At 70.2% G+C, this 13,053-nt stretch carries 14 protein-coding genes and 1 pseudogene; 8 read left to right on the plus strand and 7 right to left on the minus strand.

All coding sequences use genetic code 11. From position 1 onward, the window contains the following. Positions 1-26: 26 nt before the first annotated feature. From ACWCXB_RS20395 to ACWCXB_RS20410, 4 genes are read left to right on the plus strand one after another with little or no spacing between them, the layout of a single operon-like run. Entirely contained in the window at positions 27-1,055 is a 1,029-nt protein-coding gene (locus ACWCXB_RS20395) for an ornithine cyclodeaminase family protein (protein ID WP_450724769.1), read from the plus strand. Further along, on the plus strand, positions 1,046-2,416 hold the full coding sequence (locus ACWCXB_RS20400) for a Y4yA family PLP-dependent enzyme (protein ID WP_450724771.1): 1,371 nt from the start codon (positions 1,046-1,048) through the stop codon (positions 2,414-2,416). Before ACWCXB_RS20395 ends, ACWCXB_RS20400 begins: the two co-directional genes overlap by 10 nt. Positions 2,417-2,455: 39 nt before the next feature. Continuing rightward, positions 2,456-3,484 (plus strand): cysteine synthase family protein, encoded by a 1,029-nt coding sequence (locus ACWCXB_RS20405; RefSeq protein ID WP_450724773.1) that lies wholly within the window; start codon positions 2,456-2,458, stop codon positions 3,482-3,484. Between the two features lie 5 nt (positions 3,485-3,489). After that, positions 3,490-4,890, plus strand: coding sequence for an MATE family efflux transporter (locus ACWCXB_RS20410; RefSeq protein WP_450724775.1), 1,401 nt, complete (start codon positions 3,490-3,492; stop codon positions 4,888-4,890). 101 nt (positions 4,891-4,991) lie between these two features. On the opposite strand, the gene ACWCXB_RS20415 is transcribed toward ACWCXB_RS20410, so the two are convergent. Continuing rightward, positions 4,992-5,924, minus strand: coding sequence for a 3-hydroxybutyryl-CoA dehydrogenase (locus tag ACWCXB_RS20415; RefSeq protein WP_450724777.1), 933 nt, complete (start codon positions 5,922-5,924; stop codon positions 4,992-4,994). Continuing rightward, positions 5,921-6,169 carry a hypothetical protein gene (locus ACWCXB_RS20420; RefSeq protein ID WP_450724876.1) on the minus strand — a complete coding sequence of 83 codons (249 nt, stop codon included), beginning with the start codon at positions 6,167-6,169 and terminating at the stop codon, positions 5,921-5,923. Before ACWCXB_RS20420 ends, ACWCXB_RS20415 begins: the two co-directional genes overlap by 4 nt. Here ACWCXB_RS20420 and ACWCXB_RS20425 point away from each other — a divergent pair. Next, a pseudogene (locus ACWCXB_RS20425) lies at positions 6,146-6,748 on the plus strand (short-chain fatty acyl-CoA regulator family protein); the annotation flags it as partial. The gene ACWCXB_RS20420 and the pseudogene ACWCXB_RS20425 overlap by 24 nt on opposite strands. 264 nt (positions 6,749-7,012) lie before the next feature. On the opposite strand, the gene ACWCXB_RS20430 reads toward ACWCXB_RS20425, so the two are convergent. The 3 genes from ACWCXB_RS20430 to ACWCXB_RS20440 all read right to left on the minus strand — a co-directional run bounded on the left by ACWCXB_RS20430 (position 7,013) and on the right by ACWCXB_RS20440 (position 9,889). Further along, the gene (locus ACWCXB_RS20430; protein WP_450724779.1) at positions 7,013-8,449 is read right to left on the minus strand and encodes an MFS transporter; all 1,437 of its coding nucleotides are present in this window, start codon (positions 8,447-8,449) and stop codon (positions 7,013-7,015) included. Positions 8,450-8,473: 24 nt separating this feature from the next. Further along, positions 8,474-9,280: an alpha/beta fold hydrolase gene (locus ACWCXB_RS20435; protein ID WP_450724781.1), complete on the minus strand. Its 807-nt coding sequence runs from the start codon at positions 9,278-9,280 to the stop codon at positions 8,474-8,476. 150 nt (positions 9,281-9,430) lie between these two features. After that, complete coding sequence (locus tag ACWCXB_RS20440) at positions 9,431-9,889, minus strand: cupin domain-containing protein (RefSeq protein ID WP_450724783.1); 459 nt, start codon at positions 9,887-9,889, stop codon at positions 9,431-9,433. A 150-nt stretch (positions 9,890-10,039) separates the two neighbouring features. On the opposite strand from ACWCXB_RS20440, the gene ACWCXB_RS20445 reads away from it, so the two are divergent. Both ACWCXB_RS20445 and ACWCXB_RS20450 read left to right on the plus strand, forming a co-directional pair. After that, complete coding sequence (locus ACWCXB_RS20445; RefSeq protein WP_450724785.1) at positions 10,040-10,654, plus strand: TetR/AcrR family transcriptional regulator; 615 nt, start codon at positions 10,040-10,042, stop codon at positions 10,652-10,654. A 223-nt stretch (positions 10,655-10,877) separates the two neighbouring features. Beyond that, complete coding sequence (locus ACWCXB_RS20450; protein WP_450724870.1) at positions 10,878-11,285, plus strand: ATP-binding protein; 408 nt, start codon at positions 10,878-10,880, stop codon at positions 11,283-11,285. A 93-nt stretch (positions 11,286-11,378) separates the two neighbouring features. Here the strand turns inward: ACWCXB_RS20450 and ACWCXB_RS20455 are convergent, their stop codons facing one another. Next, positions 11,379-11,573, minus strand: coding sequence for a hypothetical protein (locus tag ACWCXB_RS20455; protein WP_450724787.1), 195 nt, complete (start codon positions 11,571-11,573; stop codon positions 11,379-11,381). A 144-nt stretch (positions 11,574-11,717) separates the two neighbouring features. On the opposite strand from ACWCXB_RS20455, the gene ACWCXB_RS20460 reads away from it, so the two are divergent. After that, the gene (locus tag ACWCXB_RS20460) at positions 11,718-12,308 is read left to right on the plus strand and encodes a HutD/Ves family protein (protein WP_450724789.1); all 591 of its coding nucleotides are present in this window, start codon (positions 11,718-11,720) and stop codon (positions 12,306-12,308) included. Positions 12,309-12,367: 59 nt separating this feature from the next. Here the strand turns inward: ACWCXB_RS20460 and ACWCXB_RS20465 are convergent, their stop codons facing one another. Then, entirely contained in the window at positions 12,368-13,045 is a 678-nt protein-coding gene (locus ACWCXB_RS20465) for a hypothetical protein (RefSeq protein WP_450724791.1), read from the minus strand. Positions 13,046-13,053 lie beyond the last annotated feature (8 nt).

Genomic DNA, 13,053 nt, shown 5'->3' on the forward strand with positions numbered 1-13,053 from the left:
ACCCGCCCACGGACCGGAGGAACACCATGACCGACACCCCGACCGCTCGCGCCGGCTCCCTGACCCACGGCGGCGGCGACAAGCATCTGCGCATACTCTCCACCAGCGATCTGGCCGGGATCGACATATCCTTGTCCGACGTGGTCGCCACCGTGGAAGGCGCCTACCGCACCCTCCACGACGGCCGGTCGGACAACCCCCGCAAGCTGACCGTCAAGCCGCAGGACGGGCACTCGGTCTCCTACGCGATGCTGGGACGGGACGGCTCCCGCAACGTCGTTGCGATCAAGACCTCCTACAAGCACGGCCTGGACAAGGGCCGGGAGGAGCAGCACTACTACACCGCGCTCACCATCTACGACGATGTCACCGGCCTTCCGGTGGCGATGATGGACTGCTCCCGCATCGGCTCGCTGCGTACCCCGGCCGTCTCCGCGCTACTGGCCCGCGAATGCGCGGCGCCCGACGCCCGCAGCGCCCTGGTCATCGGCACCGGAACCCAGGGCCGTCTCGCCCTGCCGTTCCTGCTCACCACCCTCCCGGACCTCGACCGGCTGATGCTCTTCGGCACCCACCCCGAAGGCATCGCCGCCGTACGCGAGCGGCTGCGCGCCCACTTCCCCGACCGGGACCTCGAGATCGTCACCGACCTGCGGGAAGCCGCCTCGGACGCCGACGTCATCGTCGCCACCGCCGGCGGACACACACCCGCCGCTGTCGAAGCGGGCTGGCTCAAGCCCGGTGCGCTGTCCATCCTCGTCGGCCACGGTCTGGCCCCCTCAACCCTGCACGAGGCCGACCGCGTCATCGCCACGAGCGAGGCGCAGATGAACGTCACCGGCACCGACATGGCTGACTCCGACGGTGAACTCCCGTCCGTCGACGCCGAGTTCCCGCCCGTGATCGCGGGCGCAGCCGCCGGCCGCCGCTCGGCCGAGGAGCGGATCTTCGCCTACAACAGCGGCCTCGTCGTCACCGACATCGCTCTCGGCCACCGCTTCGCGCAACTCGCCCTCGCCCAGGGCCTGGGCACCGAGGTGCCGCTGTGGCAGTGAGCGGACCCACGTGGCCGACCCTGCCCGTCCTGCCCGACCCCGCGACCGACGCGGTCCTGGCCAGCGGACTGATCGAGGAACTCTCCTACGCCCTGGGCGGCCCCTTCCACTTCCTGCTGCCCGACGCCTTCGACACCAACATCCAAGGGATGCGGGCGGCCCTCACGGACGCGGGTGTGGACGGTTTCGTGTACTTCGCGAAGAAGGCCAACAAGGCCGCCGTATGGATCGAACGCTGTGCTGCGAACGGCGCGGGCGTCGACGTCGCCTCCGCCGGTGAGCTGCGTGAGGCGCTCGGGCACGGCGTTCGCGGGGAGAGCATCGTGGTCACCGGCCCGGCCAAGGGTCCGGATCTGCTGCGACTTGCGGTGCAGCACGGCGCGCTGATCGCCGTCGACGCGCTCGACGAACTCGATGCGCTGATCACGACGGTACTGACCGGCACGGTGCGCCCCGCCCGACTGCTTCTGCGCTGCCTGGCGCCGACACAGCCGAACAGCCGCTTCGGCATGAACGACGCCGAGTTGACCATCGCCATGGACCGCTGCGTGCAGGCAGGCGACGCGGTACGCATGGAGGGATTCAGCTTCCACCTGTCCGGCTACGCCATCCAGCCGCGTGCGGACCTCGCCGCCCACCTCGTCGACCTGTGCCTCAAGGCCCGAATCCTGGGTCTGGAGGCCGGCCGGATCAGCATCGGCGGCGGCCTGGCAGTCAGCTACACCGACGCCGACAGCTGGCACAACTTCCTCAGCGGGCAGAGAAGCAGCCACTACCACGCAGGCAAATCGTTCAACACCGGCGACTTCTACCCGTATCACTCCCCGGCCGCGGGAGCCGAGGCACTACGGACCCTGCTCGCAGCCCACCCCGAGGGCCACAGCCAGAGTCTCGCCGAGTTGTTGAAGGACTCCGGGGTCGTCCTGCTGATGGAGCCCGGGCGCACGCTGCTCGACCGGGCCGGCGCGACCGTGTTCCGGATCCAGGGAGTCAAGGACCGTGAGGGCTACCAGCTCCTGACCGTCGACGGCACCAGCCTGAGCCTGTCCGAGCAGTGGTTCAACAGCGAGTACCTGCCCGACCCGTACCTGCTCTCCCGGAGTGCGGACGCCCCACTCGGTACGTGGCCCGCCAGCATCGGCGCGGCGACCTGCCTGGAGTCGGACATGCTCACCTGGCGGAAGATCCCCTTCCCTCGTCGGCCCCGCAGCGGTGATCTGCTGGTCTACCCCAACACGGCCGGCTACCAGATGGACTCCAACGAGTCGCCCTTCCACGACCTGGCCCTGCCGCCGAAGGTCGTCATCGACCACACCGAACGCCCGCGCCCCCGCTGGCGCCTGGACCGCCACTTCACCTGAGCCGCCGCCCCCGTACCGTCCCCCTCACAGGAGCATTCGATGCCCGGAGCACGTCAGCGCCCCGCCGTGGTCTCCCGCGTATCCGACCTCATCGGCTACACCCCCCTGCTCGAACTCGCCACTACCGAAACCGGCAGCCGCCTGCTGCTGAAGCTGGAGATGTTCAACCCCACCGGCACCGCGAAGATCCGCATGGCTCGCCAGATGGTCACCGACGCCGAAGCGCGCGGAGAGCTGCGGCCCGGCGGCCGGATCATCGAGTCCACCTCCGGCAATACCGGCCTCGGCCTCGCCGTCATCGCCGCCGAACGGGGCTACACCTTCACCGCCGTCGTCGACCACCACGCCTGCGCCGACAAGCTGCGCGGCATGAAGGCTCTGGGCACGGAACTCGTCTACGTCGTCGAGGACGGCACCGAAGAACTCGCCACCGCCGCCCGTGAAGAGCTCGCCGAAGACATGGCCCGCGGCCAGGACAACACCATCTTCACCGAGCAGCACAACAACCCGAGCAACGGCGTGGGCTACTTCCCCGTCGCCCACGAACTGTACGAAGCCCTCGACGGCGACATCGACGTCCTCATCGGGGCGGTCGGCACCGGCGGATGCCTCTGCGGCACCACCCGCGAACTGCGGGGACTCATACCCCGCTTCACCACCATCGGCGTCGAGCCCAAGGGCTCCATCGCTTTCGGCGGCCCCGCCCACGACTACTACCAGTCCGGCACCGGCACCCCCGAGGGAGCCGAGATCGGCGCCCTCGTCGACTTCGACCTCATCGACGAAGGCGTCAAGGTCGGCGACGTCGAAGCATTCGCCACCTGCCGCGCCGTCGCCCGCACCGGATTGCTCATCGGCGGCTCGGCAGGCGGCGTCGTCCACGAGGCCCTGACCCGACTGTCGTCCCTGCCCCCCGGCACGACTATGGTCGCGCTCGTCAATGACGGCGGAGAGAAGTACATGGACACCGTCTTCAACGACGACTGGATGCGAGCCCGCGGCCTCCTCGACCCCGAAGCGGAACGCGAAGTCGACGAGCTCCTCACCAAACTCCGCAGGAACCGATAACCCCCATGCTGACCACTCTCCTCCGCGACAGCCGCGCGCTGGCCACCCTCGCCGTCCCGCTCATCCTCACCCAGCTCGCCCAGGTGGCCCTGACCACGACCGACACCGTGATGATGGGCTTGCTCGGCACCCAGGAGCTGGCGGCCGGCGGCCTGGCCATCGTCATCTTCAACCAGCTGCGCACCATGGGCGTCGGCCTGATCACCTCCGTCGGCAACCAGATAGCCGCGGCTGCCGCCCGCGCCGAGCAGGCCGCAGCCACCGCCGGCAAGGACGAAGAAGAAGGAGGGGAGCACGAGGAGGCCCGTGCGATCGTCCGCGCGAGCCTGGCCGTGGCCACGTCGGCCGGTATCGCCGGAGCCGTCCTCATGATCCTCATCGGTCAGGCCCTGACCTGGCTCGGCCAGGACGCCGCCGTCGTCGAACGCACCCAGGCCATGCTGCTTGCCCTGGCCCCTGGACTGCTGCCCTGCCTGTGGTTCCAGGCCATCCGCCAGTTCACCGTCGGCATGCGACGGCCCCAGGCGCTGCTGCAGATCACCATCGCGTCCATCGCCGTCAACGCCGGCCTGAACTGGGTGCTCATCCATGGCACCTTGGGGCTGCCCCCACTGGGCCTGACCGGTATCGGCGTCGCCACCTCCGCCGTCTACCTCCTCTCCTTCCTCGCCCTGTACCTCTCGGCGAAGAAGGACAGCGAACTGGCCCCCCTGCTCACCCTGAACGCCGCCAAGGCCGACCCGGCCACCGTCAAGCGGCTCATCGGCCTCGGCGTGCCGATAGCGGCGACATACGGCTCGGAGGCCGGTTTCTTCTCCCTCACCGCGCTGATGGCCGGATCCTTCGGACCCGCCGCGCTCGCCGCCCACACCGCCGTCAACCAGCTCGTCTACATCGTCTTCCAGGTCGCCGTCGGCCTCTCCCACGCCGCGTCCATCAACGTCAGCCGCGAACTCGCCCTCGGCCGCACCGACGACGCACGCCGCATCAAGAACACCGCACTCGCCTGCGCGGCAGCCGTCATGACCGCCGTCGGCATCGTCTACCTCGCCCTGCCCCATCTCGTCCTGGCCCCGTTCCTCGACTCCGGCTCCGACCAGGCCCTCACCATCGCCACCCACCTGCTCATCGTCACCGCCTTCCTCCAGTTCTTCGACTGCGCCCAGAACATCGGCGTCGGACTCCTGCGCGGCCTCGACGACACCAAGAGCGGCTTCCGCATCACCCTCATCGGCTACTGGGCCGTCGGCCTCCCCGCCGCATGGCTCCTCGCCTACCCACTGGGTCTCGACACCCTGGGCATCTGGCTCGGCCTGCTCACCGGCCTGGCCACCACCGCCGTGCTCCTCCTGCGCCGATACAACCAAGGACTCACCAACCGAACAGGCGAGCCCGTCCCGGCCTGAGGCCGGGGCAGCCGCCGGCAGCAGGCTGCTCCCTGTGCCGTCCCTCCGGCACCTGGACGTGCCCTCTGGGGGTCGTCGCACGTGGACACCCCTGCTTTTGCTCAACCGGTTTTCAGTGGACGAGTTGAGTGCGACGCATGGCGGAGCGCGGAGCGACCCTCAGTCGTTGCTCCGCGCCCCCCTCCACAGCAGCCCGGGCCCCTCAGCCCCAGGCCCGCCTCGACCATGCGCTGCAGCAGCGGCGGCGGGGCGTACAGCGGCTCTTTGAATTCCTCGTACAGCGACTGGGCGATGGCGGCGACCGTGTCGAGGCCTATGAGGTCGGCGAGCTTGAGCGGGCCCATGGGGTGGGCGCAGCCCAGTTCCATGCCGGCATCGACATCGGCGGCGGTGGCGAAGCCGGACTCGGCCATTCGGATCGCCGAGAGCAGATAGGGGATCAGGAGGGCGTTGACGACGAAGCCGGCCCGGTCCTGGGAGCGGATCGGGGTCTTGCCGAGGGTGTCGCGGGCGAACTCCTCCACGGCCGTGATGGTTTCCGGGGCGGTGTGGAGGGACGCCACGACCTCCATCAGGGGCAGGACGGGCACCGGGTTGAAGAAGTGCAGCCCCAGGACGCGGTCGGCGCGGCGGGTGGCCATGCCCAGGCGCATGATCGGGAGGGAGGAGGTGTTGGTGGCGAGGATCGCCTCCGGGTCTTCGACGATCTTGTCGAGGGCGGCGAAGATCTTGGTCTTGGCGTCTTGGTTCTCGATGACGGCCTCGATGACGAGCTGACGGTCGGTCAGGTCGTCGAGGCTGCTGGTGAAGACGAGCCGGGTCAGAGAGTCCTCGGCGGAGATGCGGTCGAGCTTGCCGCGCTGCACGGCACGTTCGAGGGAGACCGCCACACGCTCCCGGGCTCTGCGGGCCGCGGTGGCGTCCGCTTCGCAGACGACCGTGTCGAGACCGGCGCGGGCGCAGACCTCGGCGATCCCGGCCCCCATCTGGCCGCCACCGACGATGCCCACGCGCTGGATACCGGTGGTGGTCATGCCTGCTCCCTTCCGCGCCGCACGAGGTGGCGGGTGTGGACGGGTGAGGTGGCGCGCGGGAAGTCCAGTGGCGTGCCTGAGACCAGGTGGGCCGTCCGGCGCCGCCGCTCCTTGAGGCGCTCCAGGCGTCTGTCCGCGAGGGCCGCGGCCGGACGTCCGATGAAGTCCAGGGCCTCGGGGGTGAGGATCTCCTCGTAGCGGTCACCCGGCGCCCCGAGGACCTCCTCCCGTACACCGCCTTCCATGGCGCGGCCGAGGAGATGCGCTACGACATCGAGCGCCTCACCGACCGCTTCGGCCTCGGCTACGAGACCGTCTGCCACCGCCTCAGCACCCTCCAGCGGCCGCGGCTGCGCCGGGTGCCGTTCTCCTTCGTCCGCGTGGACCGCGCGGGCAACATGTCCAAGCGGCAGTCCGCCACCGGCTTCCACTTCTCCCGCGCCGGCGGCACCTGCCCCCTCTGGAACGTCTACGAAGCCTTCGCCGCGCCCGGCCGCATCCACGTCCAGATCGCCGCCATGCCCGACGGGCAGCGGTACCTGTGGACCGCCCGCGCAGTCACCCGCAGCCGCGGCGGCTGGGGCGAGCCGGGCAAGAGGTTCGCGATCGGCCTGGGCTGCGAGATCCGCCACGCCTCGCGGCTCGTCCACTCCGACGGCCTCGACCTGCAAAACGCCTCGGCCGCCACGCCGATCGGCATGGGCTGCCGGGTCTGCGAACGCCTCGACTGCCCGCAGCGGGCCGTGCCCCCGCTGGGGCAGCGGCTCGCCGTCGACGAGAACAGCAGCACCTTCGTCCCCTACCCGATCGCGCCCTCACCCTGAACCGGCAACAGCTGGACGACGAGACCAGCCATCCGGCAGTACTTCGGCCCGCCGGACAGAACCGGCGGGCCGAAGCGGCCGAGCCCGAATTCGCCAACGACATCGCGCGACGGCCGGGCCTTCGGGTCTGCGGAGGGTGCGGGCTTCGACGACCTCGGGGGTCGTCCTGGTGCGGGCCCCCGGTCATGGCCTTCCTCACCATCGAACTCCCCACCCGCCACGCATTGCGTACGCCACCCGCTGACGCCATCCGCGCCCAGTGAGTCAGCTCGTGTCCGCCGCGAGGTGCGACTGCTCGGTGGTGAGGCCCGCGACGCCTCCGGCCGTGCCGGGGGTGTCGGGGGTGTCGGGGACGGCCCGGCGGCCGGCGGTCACGGCACTCAGGGCGAGGACGGCCAGCCCGCACCCGGCGATGATCCACCAGGCCGTCGCTCTCGACCCGGCGGCGACCGCGGCGCCGATCACCGCGACGCCGATCGAGGAGCCGACCTGTCGGCTGGTCGCGGCGACCGCGGCGGCCACTCCCGCCCGATCGCGCGGCAGACCGGCGACCGCCGTGTCGGTGATCGGCGCGTTGACGAAGCCGAAGCCAAGGCCGAACAGCGCATACGTCAGGACCAGCAGGGCGTACGAAGGGTGCGGCGAGCGGGTGACGAGCACGGCCAGCACACCGCTGGCGGTGATGCCCGTCCCCGCGAGCAGCAGCGGGACGCGGGGGCCGCGGCTGCCCACGATCCGCCCGGACAGCGGCGGGCACACCAGCGACAGCACCGCCATCGGCAGCAGCCGCAGCCCGGCCTCCAGCGGACTCAGCCCCAACTCTCCTTGCAAGTAAAGGGCGTTGGCGAACAAGAAGCCGCCGAGCGCGGCGAACGCGAAGACCGCCGTCAGGGTGGCTCCGCTGAAGGACGCGCTGCGGAAGAGCCGCGGGTCGATCAGCGGTTCGGCGCGCCGGTTCTCGTACGGCACGAGCCCGACCAGTGCGGCCGCCGCGGCGATCAGGCAGGCCACGATCAGCGGTGAGGTCCAGCCCTCGCCGGGGGCCTCGATGAGGGCGTACGTCAACGCGCCGAGCAGGACCGTCACCAGCAGCTGCCCCACCGGGTCCGGTCGGCGGGCCCGTGCCGCGCGGGACTCCGGGACGTACAGCGCGGTCAGGAGCAGTGCGGCAGCCCCGATCGGCACGTTCAGCCAGAAAACCGACCGCCACCCGGCCGACTGCACCAGCAGACCACCGAGGACCGGCCCGGCCGCCATGCTGATGCCGACCACCCCGCCCCACATCCCGATCGCCCGCGCCCGCTCTCGGGGCTCCGGGAAGGTGTTGGTGAGGATGGCCATGGCGACCGGGGTGAGCATGGAACCCCCCACCGCCTGCACAGTGCGGAAGGCCACCAGCCACCCCGTGGTCGGTGCCAGACTGCACAGTGCCGACCCCGCGGTGAACACCACGAGCCCGAGCTGGAAGATCCTTCGCCGTCCGACGCGGTCGGCCGTGGAGCCGGCCAGGGTCAGCAGCGAGGCCAGCACGATGGTGTAGGCGTCGAGCGTCCACTGCAGGTCGGAGACCGAGGAGTTCAGGTCCTGCCGCATCGACGGCAGGGCGACGTTGAGGATGGTGGTGTCGAGGCCGACCAGCAGGACGCTCAGGCAGCAGACGGCCAGCACCAGCGGCCGTCGGCCGTGGTCGGGTCCGGGCACGGGAGACTCCCCTTCGGACAGGGCCTAGTGGTCCGGCCGGTTGGTGGCGTGGGTGTCGGCGAAGTCCCATACCACGGGGAGGAGTTGCTCGGGGGTCTCGATCTGGGGCATGTGCCCGGTGCGGTGGAGGACCTCGAACCGGGCCTCCGGGATGGCTGCCGCGAAGGCGCGTCCGTACTCGGCGTCCACGACCTGGTCGCTCTCGCCCCACACGACGAGGGCCGGGTGCGTGACCTTGGCCAGGCGCTCGCGGAGGGTGGGGTCCTCCATGACGTACGGCCCCGAGTAGACCTGGAGGGCGGCGCGGTTGGCGGCCATCACCGCTCGGGCGGCCTCCGGGAGGGTGGCGGGGTCGACGGCGAACTTCGCGGGGTCGTGGAAGGCGAGCCTCGACAGCTCGGCGGGAGTGAGGGAGAAGGTGTCGGCGATGGGGTGGCCGGGGACCTTGATGCCGGCGGCGTTGACGAGGACGACGCTGCTGATCCGGTCGCTGCCGAGCAGGGCCAGTTCGGCAGCGATCCAGCCGCCTATGGAGTTGCCGACGACGGCGACGTCCTCCAGCCCGAGTTCGTCGAGCAGCCGCGCATAGGCCCGGGCGAGGGTGGGGACGTCGGTCAGCCAGTCCGGCCGGGCGGTGCCGCCGAAGCCGGGATGGACGGGCGTGATGACCCTGGCCCGCCGCTGGTCGGCGAGCATCCCGGCGAACGGCGCGACCGTCTGCGGACCGCCGCCGCCGTGCAGCAGCAGGAAGGGGTGACCCCGGCCCTGGTCGTCGACGGTGACGTCGAGGTCGCCGGAGGGGAGGGAGAGGGTGTGGACGGTGCTGGTCATGGGTGTCCTTGAGTGGCTTGTCTTGAGTGGCTTGTGAGGTCAGGGACTTGGGTGATCGGAAAGCTGGGCGATCGCAGAGCCGGCGATCGGACAGCTCGGCGATCGCAAGGCTGGGCGATCGGAAGGCCGGGCGAATCGGTAGGCCGGCGGTCAGGCGAAGTCGGTGGCGGGAACGGTGGCGTAGCGGCTCATGACTCTGACGGTCGACTCGGCGTTCATCTCCTGACCGTCGGCGATCATGTCCCGCAGGTCGCGGAAGTACTGCACGTACAGGTCGGGCGTGAAGGTGTTGAGCATCACCGCCGGCTCGTCGCCGAGGTTGGCGAAGGTGTGCGGGGCGCCGGGCGGGATCATCGCGAGCGTTCCGGCCGGGGCGACGTGGGTGGTCTCCCCGATGGTGAAGTGCACGGTGCCGGAGACGACGTAGAAGCCCTCGTCGTGCTGGGCGTGACGGTGCTGTGGCGGGCCTTCGGTGTGCGGGGCGAGCGTGATCTCACCGATCCCGATCCGGTGTCCGGTGGTGCTCCCGTCTTCGAGGATGCGCATCTGGGTCCGGCCCAGGCGGATCGTCTCGCCGTCGCCCGGACCGACCACGGAAACCTCGTTCATTGCCGCCTCCTTCGTGAGAGTTCGCTCTCAGGATCCTAGGGAAGGCTGCTCTCGTTATACAAGTGCACTCTCATAACGAGAGCTGGCAATGGTAAAGTGCTGGTGGACGGGGGATGGACGGACCGGCAGGGAAGAGGACAGGACGTACGGATGGCGACGACACAGACGGACACCGGCCGCAGCAACCAGAAGAAGCGCACGCGTGCGGCGATCGTCGAAGCCGCCCGCGAACTCATCGGTACGGGCGCCGAGGTGACCATGCCCGCGATCGCCCGAGCGGCCCTCGTCTCCGAGGCCACTGCCTACCGGTACTTCCCCGACCTCCCGTCACTGATCAGCGAGGCCCTCGCCGGCGTCTGGCCCGCCCCCGACGACGCGCTCCGCCCGGTCGCGGACTCCCGCGACCCTGTCGAACGTGTCGCCTTCGCCTGCGAGTTTCTCCTCCGCGGCATACTCGCCCGCCAGGGCGCGGTGCGCGCGATGATCGCCGCCACCATCACCCGGCCCGAGACGCCGACCGCGAGACCCGGTATCCGCTTCGGGCTCATCGACCACGCGCTCGTACCCCTCCGGGACACCCTGGGGGCGACGGATCCGGATGCATTCGCCCAGCTCAAGCGGGACCTCGCGGTGGTCGTAAGCGCGGAGGCCCTGTTCTGTCTCACCGATCTGTGCGGGCTTGAAGCCGACGAGGCCGTCACCAGCGCCGTGCGGACCGCGACCACACTGACCGAAGCGGCGGTCCGCGCGGTCGCGCAGGAGTGAGGGCTGCCGTCGCCGGAGGATCCTTCCCTTCGACGGCGGAGCGCTGACCCGATGAGCGCACCGCACCTCCAGGGCGTTGAGACTGAGCGGCTGAGTTGGCCCATTAGCGCTTGAGTTGGCCTGTCTGAGCGCTGTTGTTGGCCCGCTCGTGCGACTTTTCGAGATAGGTGACACCTGATCTTGGTGGTTGACACCACCCTGAGGAACGCCGAAGCCGTACCGGATTTCCGACATCACGCCAGGGCTGCCCGCGACGGACAACTTCCAGCACTGGCCGCCGTGGCGGCCACTCGTAGTCGAGACCGCCCGCCGCGTACTCGACTACACCGGCGGCACTCTGGTGATGCCCATGACTGTCCTGGTCGAGCAGTACTGGCGCGAGATCAGCACGGGCCTCGCCCAACATGCCATTCCGGTACGGCACTTCGTCCTCCACGCTGACCAAGACACCCTCCGCGGGCGCATCGAGAGGGACACTCTTCTTGGCCCCTCCCCATTCCGTCTCAAATACCTTGAGCCCTACGCCGAGGCCGCCCGCACGTGGCTACACGGCGAGGCTGAGGTCGTCGACACCACGCACCTCACGCCCGCCCAGGCCGCCCTGCAGATCGCAGAGGCCGTCAAGAGTTGAGGTCCGCCCGCCACGCGAAACCAGGCGCAGGTGGCAACAAAGAACGACCTTCCGGTCTCAAGCAGTGCGAATAGACGCAACCAGGGGCCCAGCTCAGCCCAGCACCGCGGTGTCATCTACCCCGAAAGTGGGCGTCGGCTTGGCCGGCGCCGGGGCTGCGGGCTCCTTCGGCGGCTGGGCGGCGGCGCCGTCGTCGTCGGCCGGTGTGCAGCCCGTCATCAGGGCGGTCGCCGCAGCGGCCGCCACCAGCGCTGCCATGGTCCGGCCGATGCCTGCTGTGTACTTCATGGGGTGCTCCCGTAGTTCACGACTGGTACCACACCGGCACGCGTGGAGGGGCACGGCGCCGCGCGCGTCCGGGTTCCCCGGCCGCGGCGTTGTGGCGGTTCCGTGACGCGATCATGACGTGCCGGCGATCGCTACGCTCGGCCCATGAACAGAATGGGCACAGAAGTCCGGATCCTGCGGGCGGCCGACAGCCGGGCCGTCGCCTGGAAGAACGGCGGGGGAGTGACCCGGGAGATCGCGGCCTCGCCCGAGGGCGCCGGCATGAGCGACTTCGTGTGGCGGGTCAGCCTGGCCGAGGTGGCCGCCGACGGGCCTTTCTCGGCCTTCCCCGGAGCCGACCGCACGCTTACCCTGGCCGAGGGAGCGGGCATGGATCTCGATGTGGCGGGCGTACGCCGTGTGGTGGACGCCCGCTACGCGCCGCAGCAGTTCCCCGGCGACGTCCCGACCGACTGCCGGCTCCTGGACGGCCCGGTCGTGAACTTCAACGTGATGTACCGCCGCGACCGCACCCGAGCCGACACCGCGGTCGTCCGCGGCGCCCTCACCCTGACCGCCGCGCCGGACGAAACCCTCCTGCTGGTCGCACTCCAGGGCGAGGCGGAACTCGACGCCGGCACCGAGTCCGTAGCCCTCGACCGGTACGACGCGGCCTTGCTCACAGGGCAGTTCACCGTCACACTCCGCACTCCGGGACAGGCGGCGGTCGTGAGGACCCGCCCGCAGTCGTCGTGACACGCCGTACCAACCCGAAACCCGGCTCTCCGTGACGTCACGGAGAGCCGGGTTCGGTGTCAGTCCATCAGGTACTGGAGCCTGTCGACCACGTACGGGCCGTATCCGAAGGCCGTGCCGAGTCGTTCGAGCCGACCGTAGGACTCGGGCGACAGCCCCGCCCAGGCCTGGTTGAGGGCGTTCAGCAGGAAGCGGAACGCCAACTCCGAGCACACAGTCACAGCGCACTTTCTGAGCGCCTCTTGGGTGGGCGCGAGCGGCATGCGCAGCTCCGACCGCCCCTGGTCGAGCAGGCCGATCAGGTCCAGCACGTCCGCCGTCAGCCGATGGTGCTCGGCCGCTGCCGCGGTCGTCCCCTCGGGCACGCATCCCGGGTGGACCGTGCAGTCCTGCTCCGACGCACCGCGTGCCCGGGCGAGCGTGGTGACCGCGCCCAGCAGCAGCTCCAGCCAGGGGCGTTCGGCTCCCCGGATCTCCGGAGAGCCGCCGCCCGGCGATTCCGCGGCACTCCACAGCAGGTTGAGCTCGTCCCCGGTGAGGCTGGAGTCCCGCAGCCGCAGGATGTCCTCGATGAGCAGGATGAGGCCGGTGGGGTCGCCTTCCGTTCCGTAATAGGCGCGGACATGGTCGAGCGCGTCATCGGCGGTCAGGCACCAGTCGCCGTGGAAGGACGCGCCGAGCGCTGTCACACCGAAGTCGAAGTCCACCCATTCCTGCTGAACTGCGGGTTCGTGCATGTGGTGAG

It is taken from the genome of Streptomyces sp. NPDC001514 (assembly GCF_053597075.1).

Excerpts from the sequence above, each read along its gene's own strand:
- ACWCXB_RS20395 (WP_450724769.1), top strand. The coding sequence starts at position 27 with ATGACCGACACCCCGACCGCTCGCGCCGGCTCCCTGACCCACGGCGGC.
- ACWCXB_RS20405 (WP_450724773.1), top strand. The coding sequence starts at position 2,456 with ATGCCCGGAGCACGTCAGCGCCCCGCCGTGGTCTCCCGCGTATCCGAC.
- ACWCXB_RS20410 (WP_450724775.1), top strand. The coding sequence starts at position 3,490 with ATGCTGACCACTCTCCTCCGCGACAGCCGCGCGCTGGCCACCCTCGCC.
- ACWCXB_RS20415 (WP_450724777.1), bottom strand. The coding sequence starts at position 5,924 with ATGACCACCACCGGTATCCAGCGCGTGGGCATCGTCGGTGGCGGCCAG.
- ACWCXB_RS20420 (WP_450724876.1), bottom strand. The coding sequence starts at position 6,169 with ATGGAAGGCGGTGTACGGGAGGAGGTCCTCGGGGCGCCGGGTGACCGC.
- ACWCXB_RS20435 (WP_450724781.1), bottom strand. The coding sequence starts at position 9,280 with ATGACCAGCACCGTCCACACCCTCTCCCTCCCCTCCGGCGACCTCGAC.
- ACWCXB_RS20440 (WP_450724783.1), bottom strand. The coding sequence starts at position 9,889 with ATGAACGAGGTTTCCGTGGTCGGTCCGGGCGACGGCGAGACGATCCGC.
- ACWCXB_RS20445 (WP_450724785.1), top strand. The coding sequence starts at position 10,040 with ATGGCGACGACACAGACGGACACCGGCCGCAGCAACCAGAAGAAGCGC.
- ACWCXB_RS20455 (WP_450724787.1), bottom strand. The coding sequence starts at position 11,573 with ATGAAGTACACAGCAGGCATCGGCCGGACCATGGCAGCGCTGGTGGCG.
- ACWCXB_RS20460 (WP_450724789.1), top strand. The coding sequence starts at position 11,718 with ATGAACAGAATGGGCACAGAAGTCCGGATCCTGCGGGCGGCCGACAGC.
- ACWCXB_RS20465 (WP_450724791.1), bottom strand. The coding sequence starts at position 13,045 with ATGCACGAACCCGCAGTTCAGCAGGAATGGGTGGACTTCGACTTCGGT.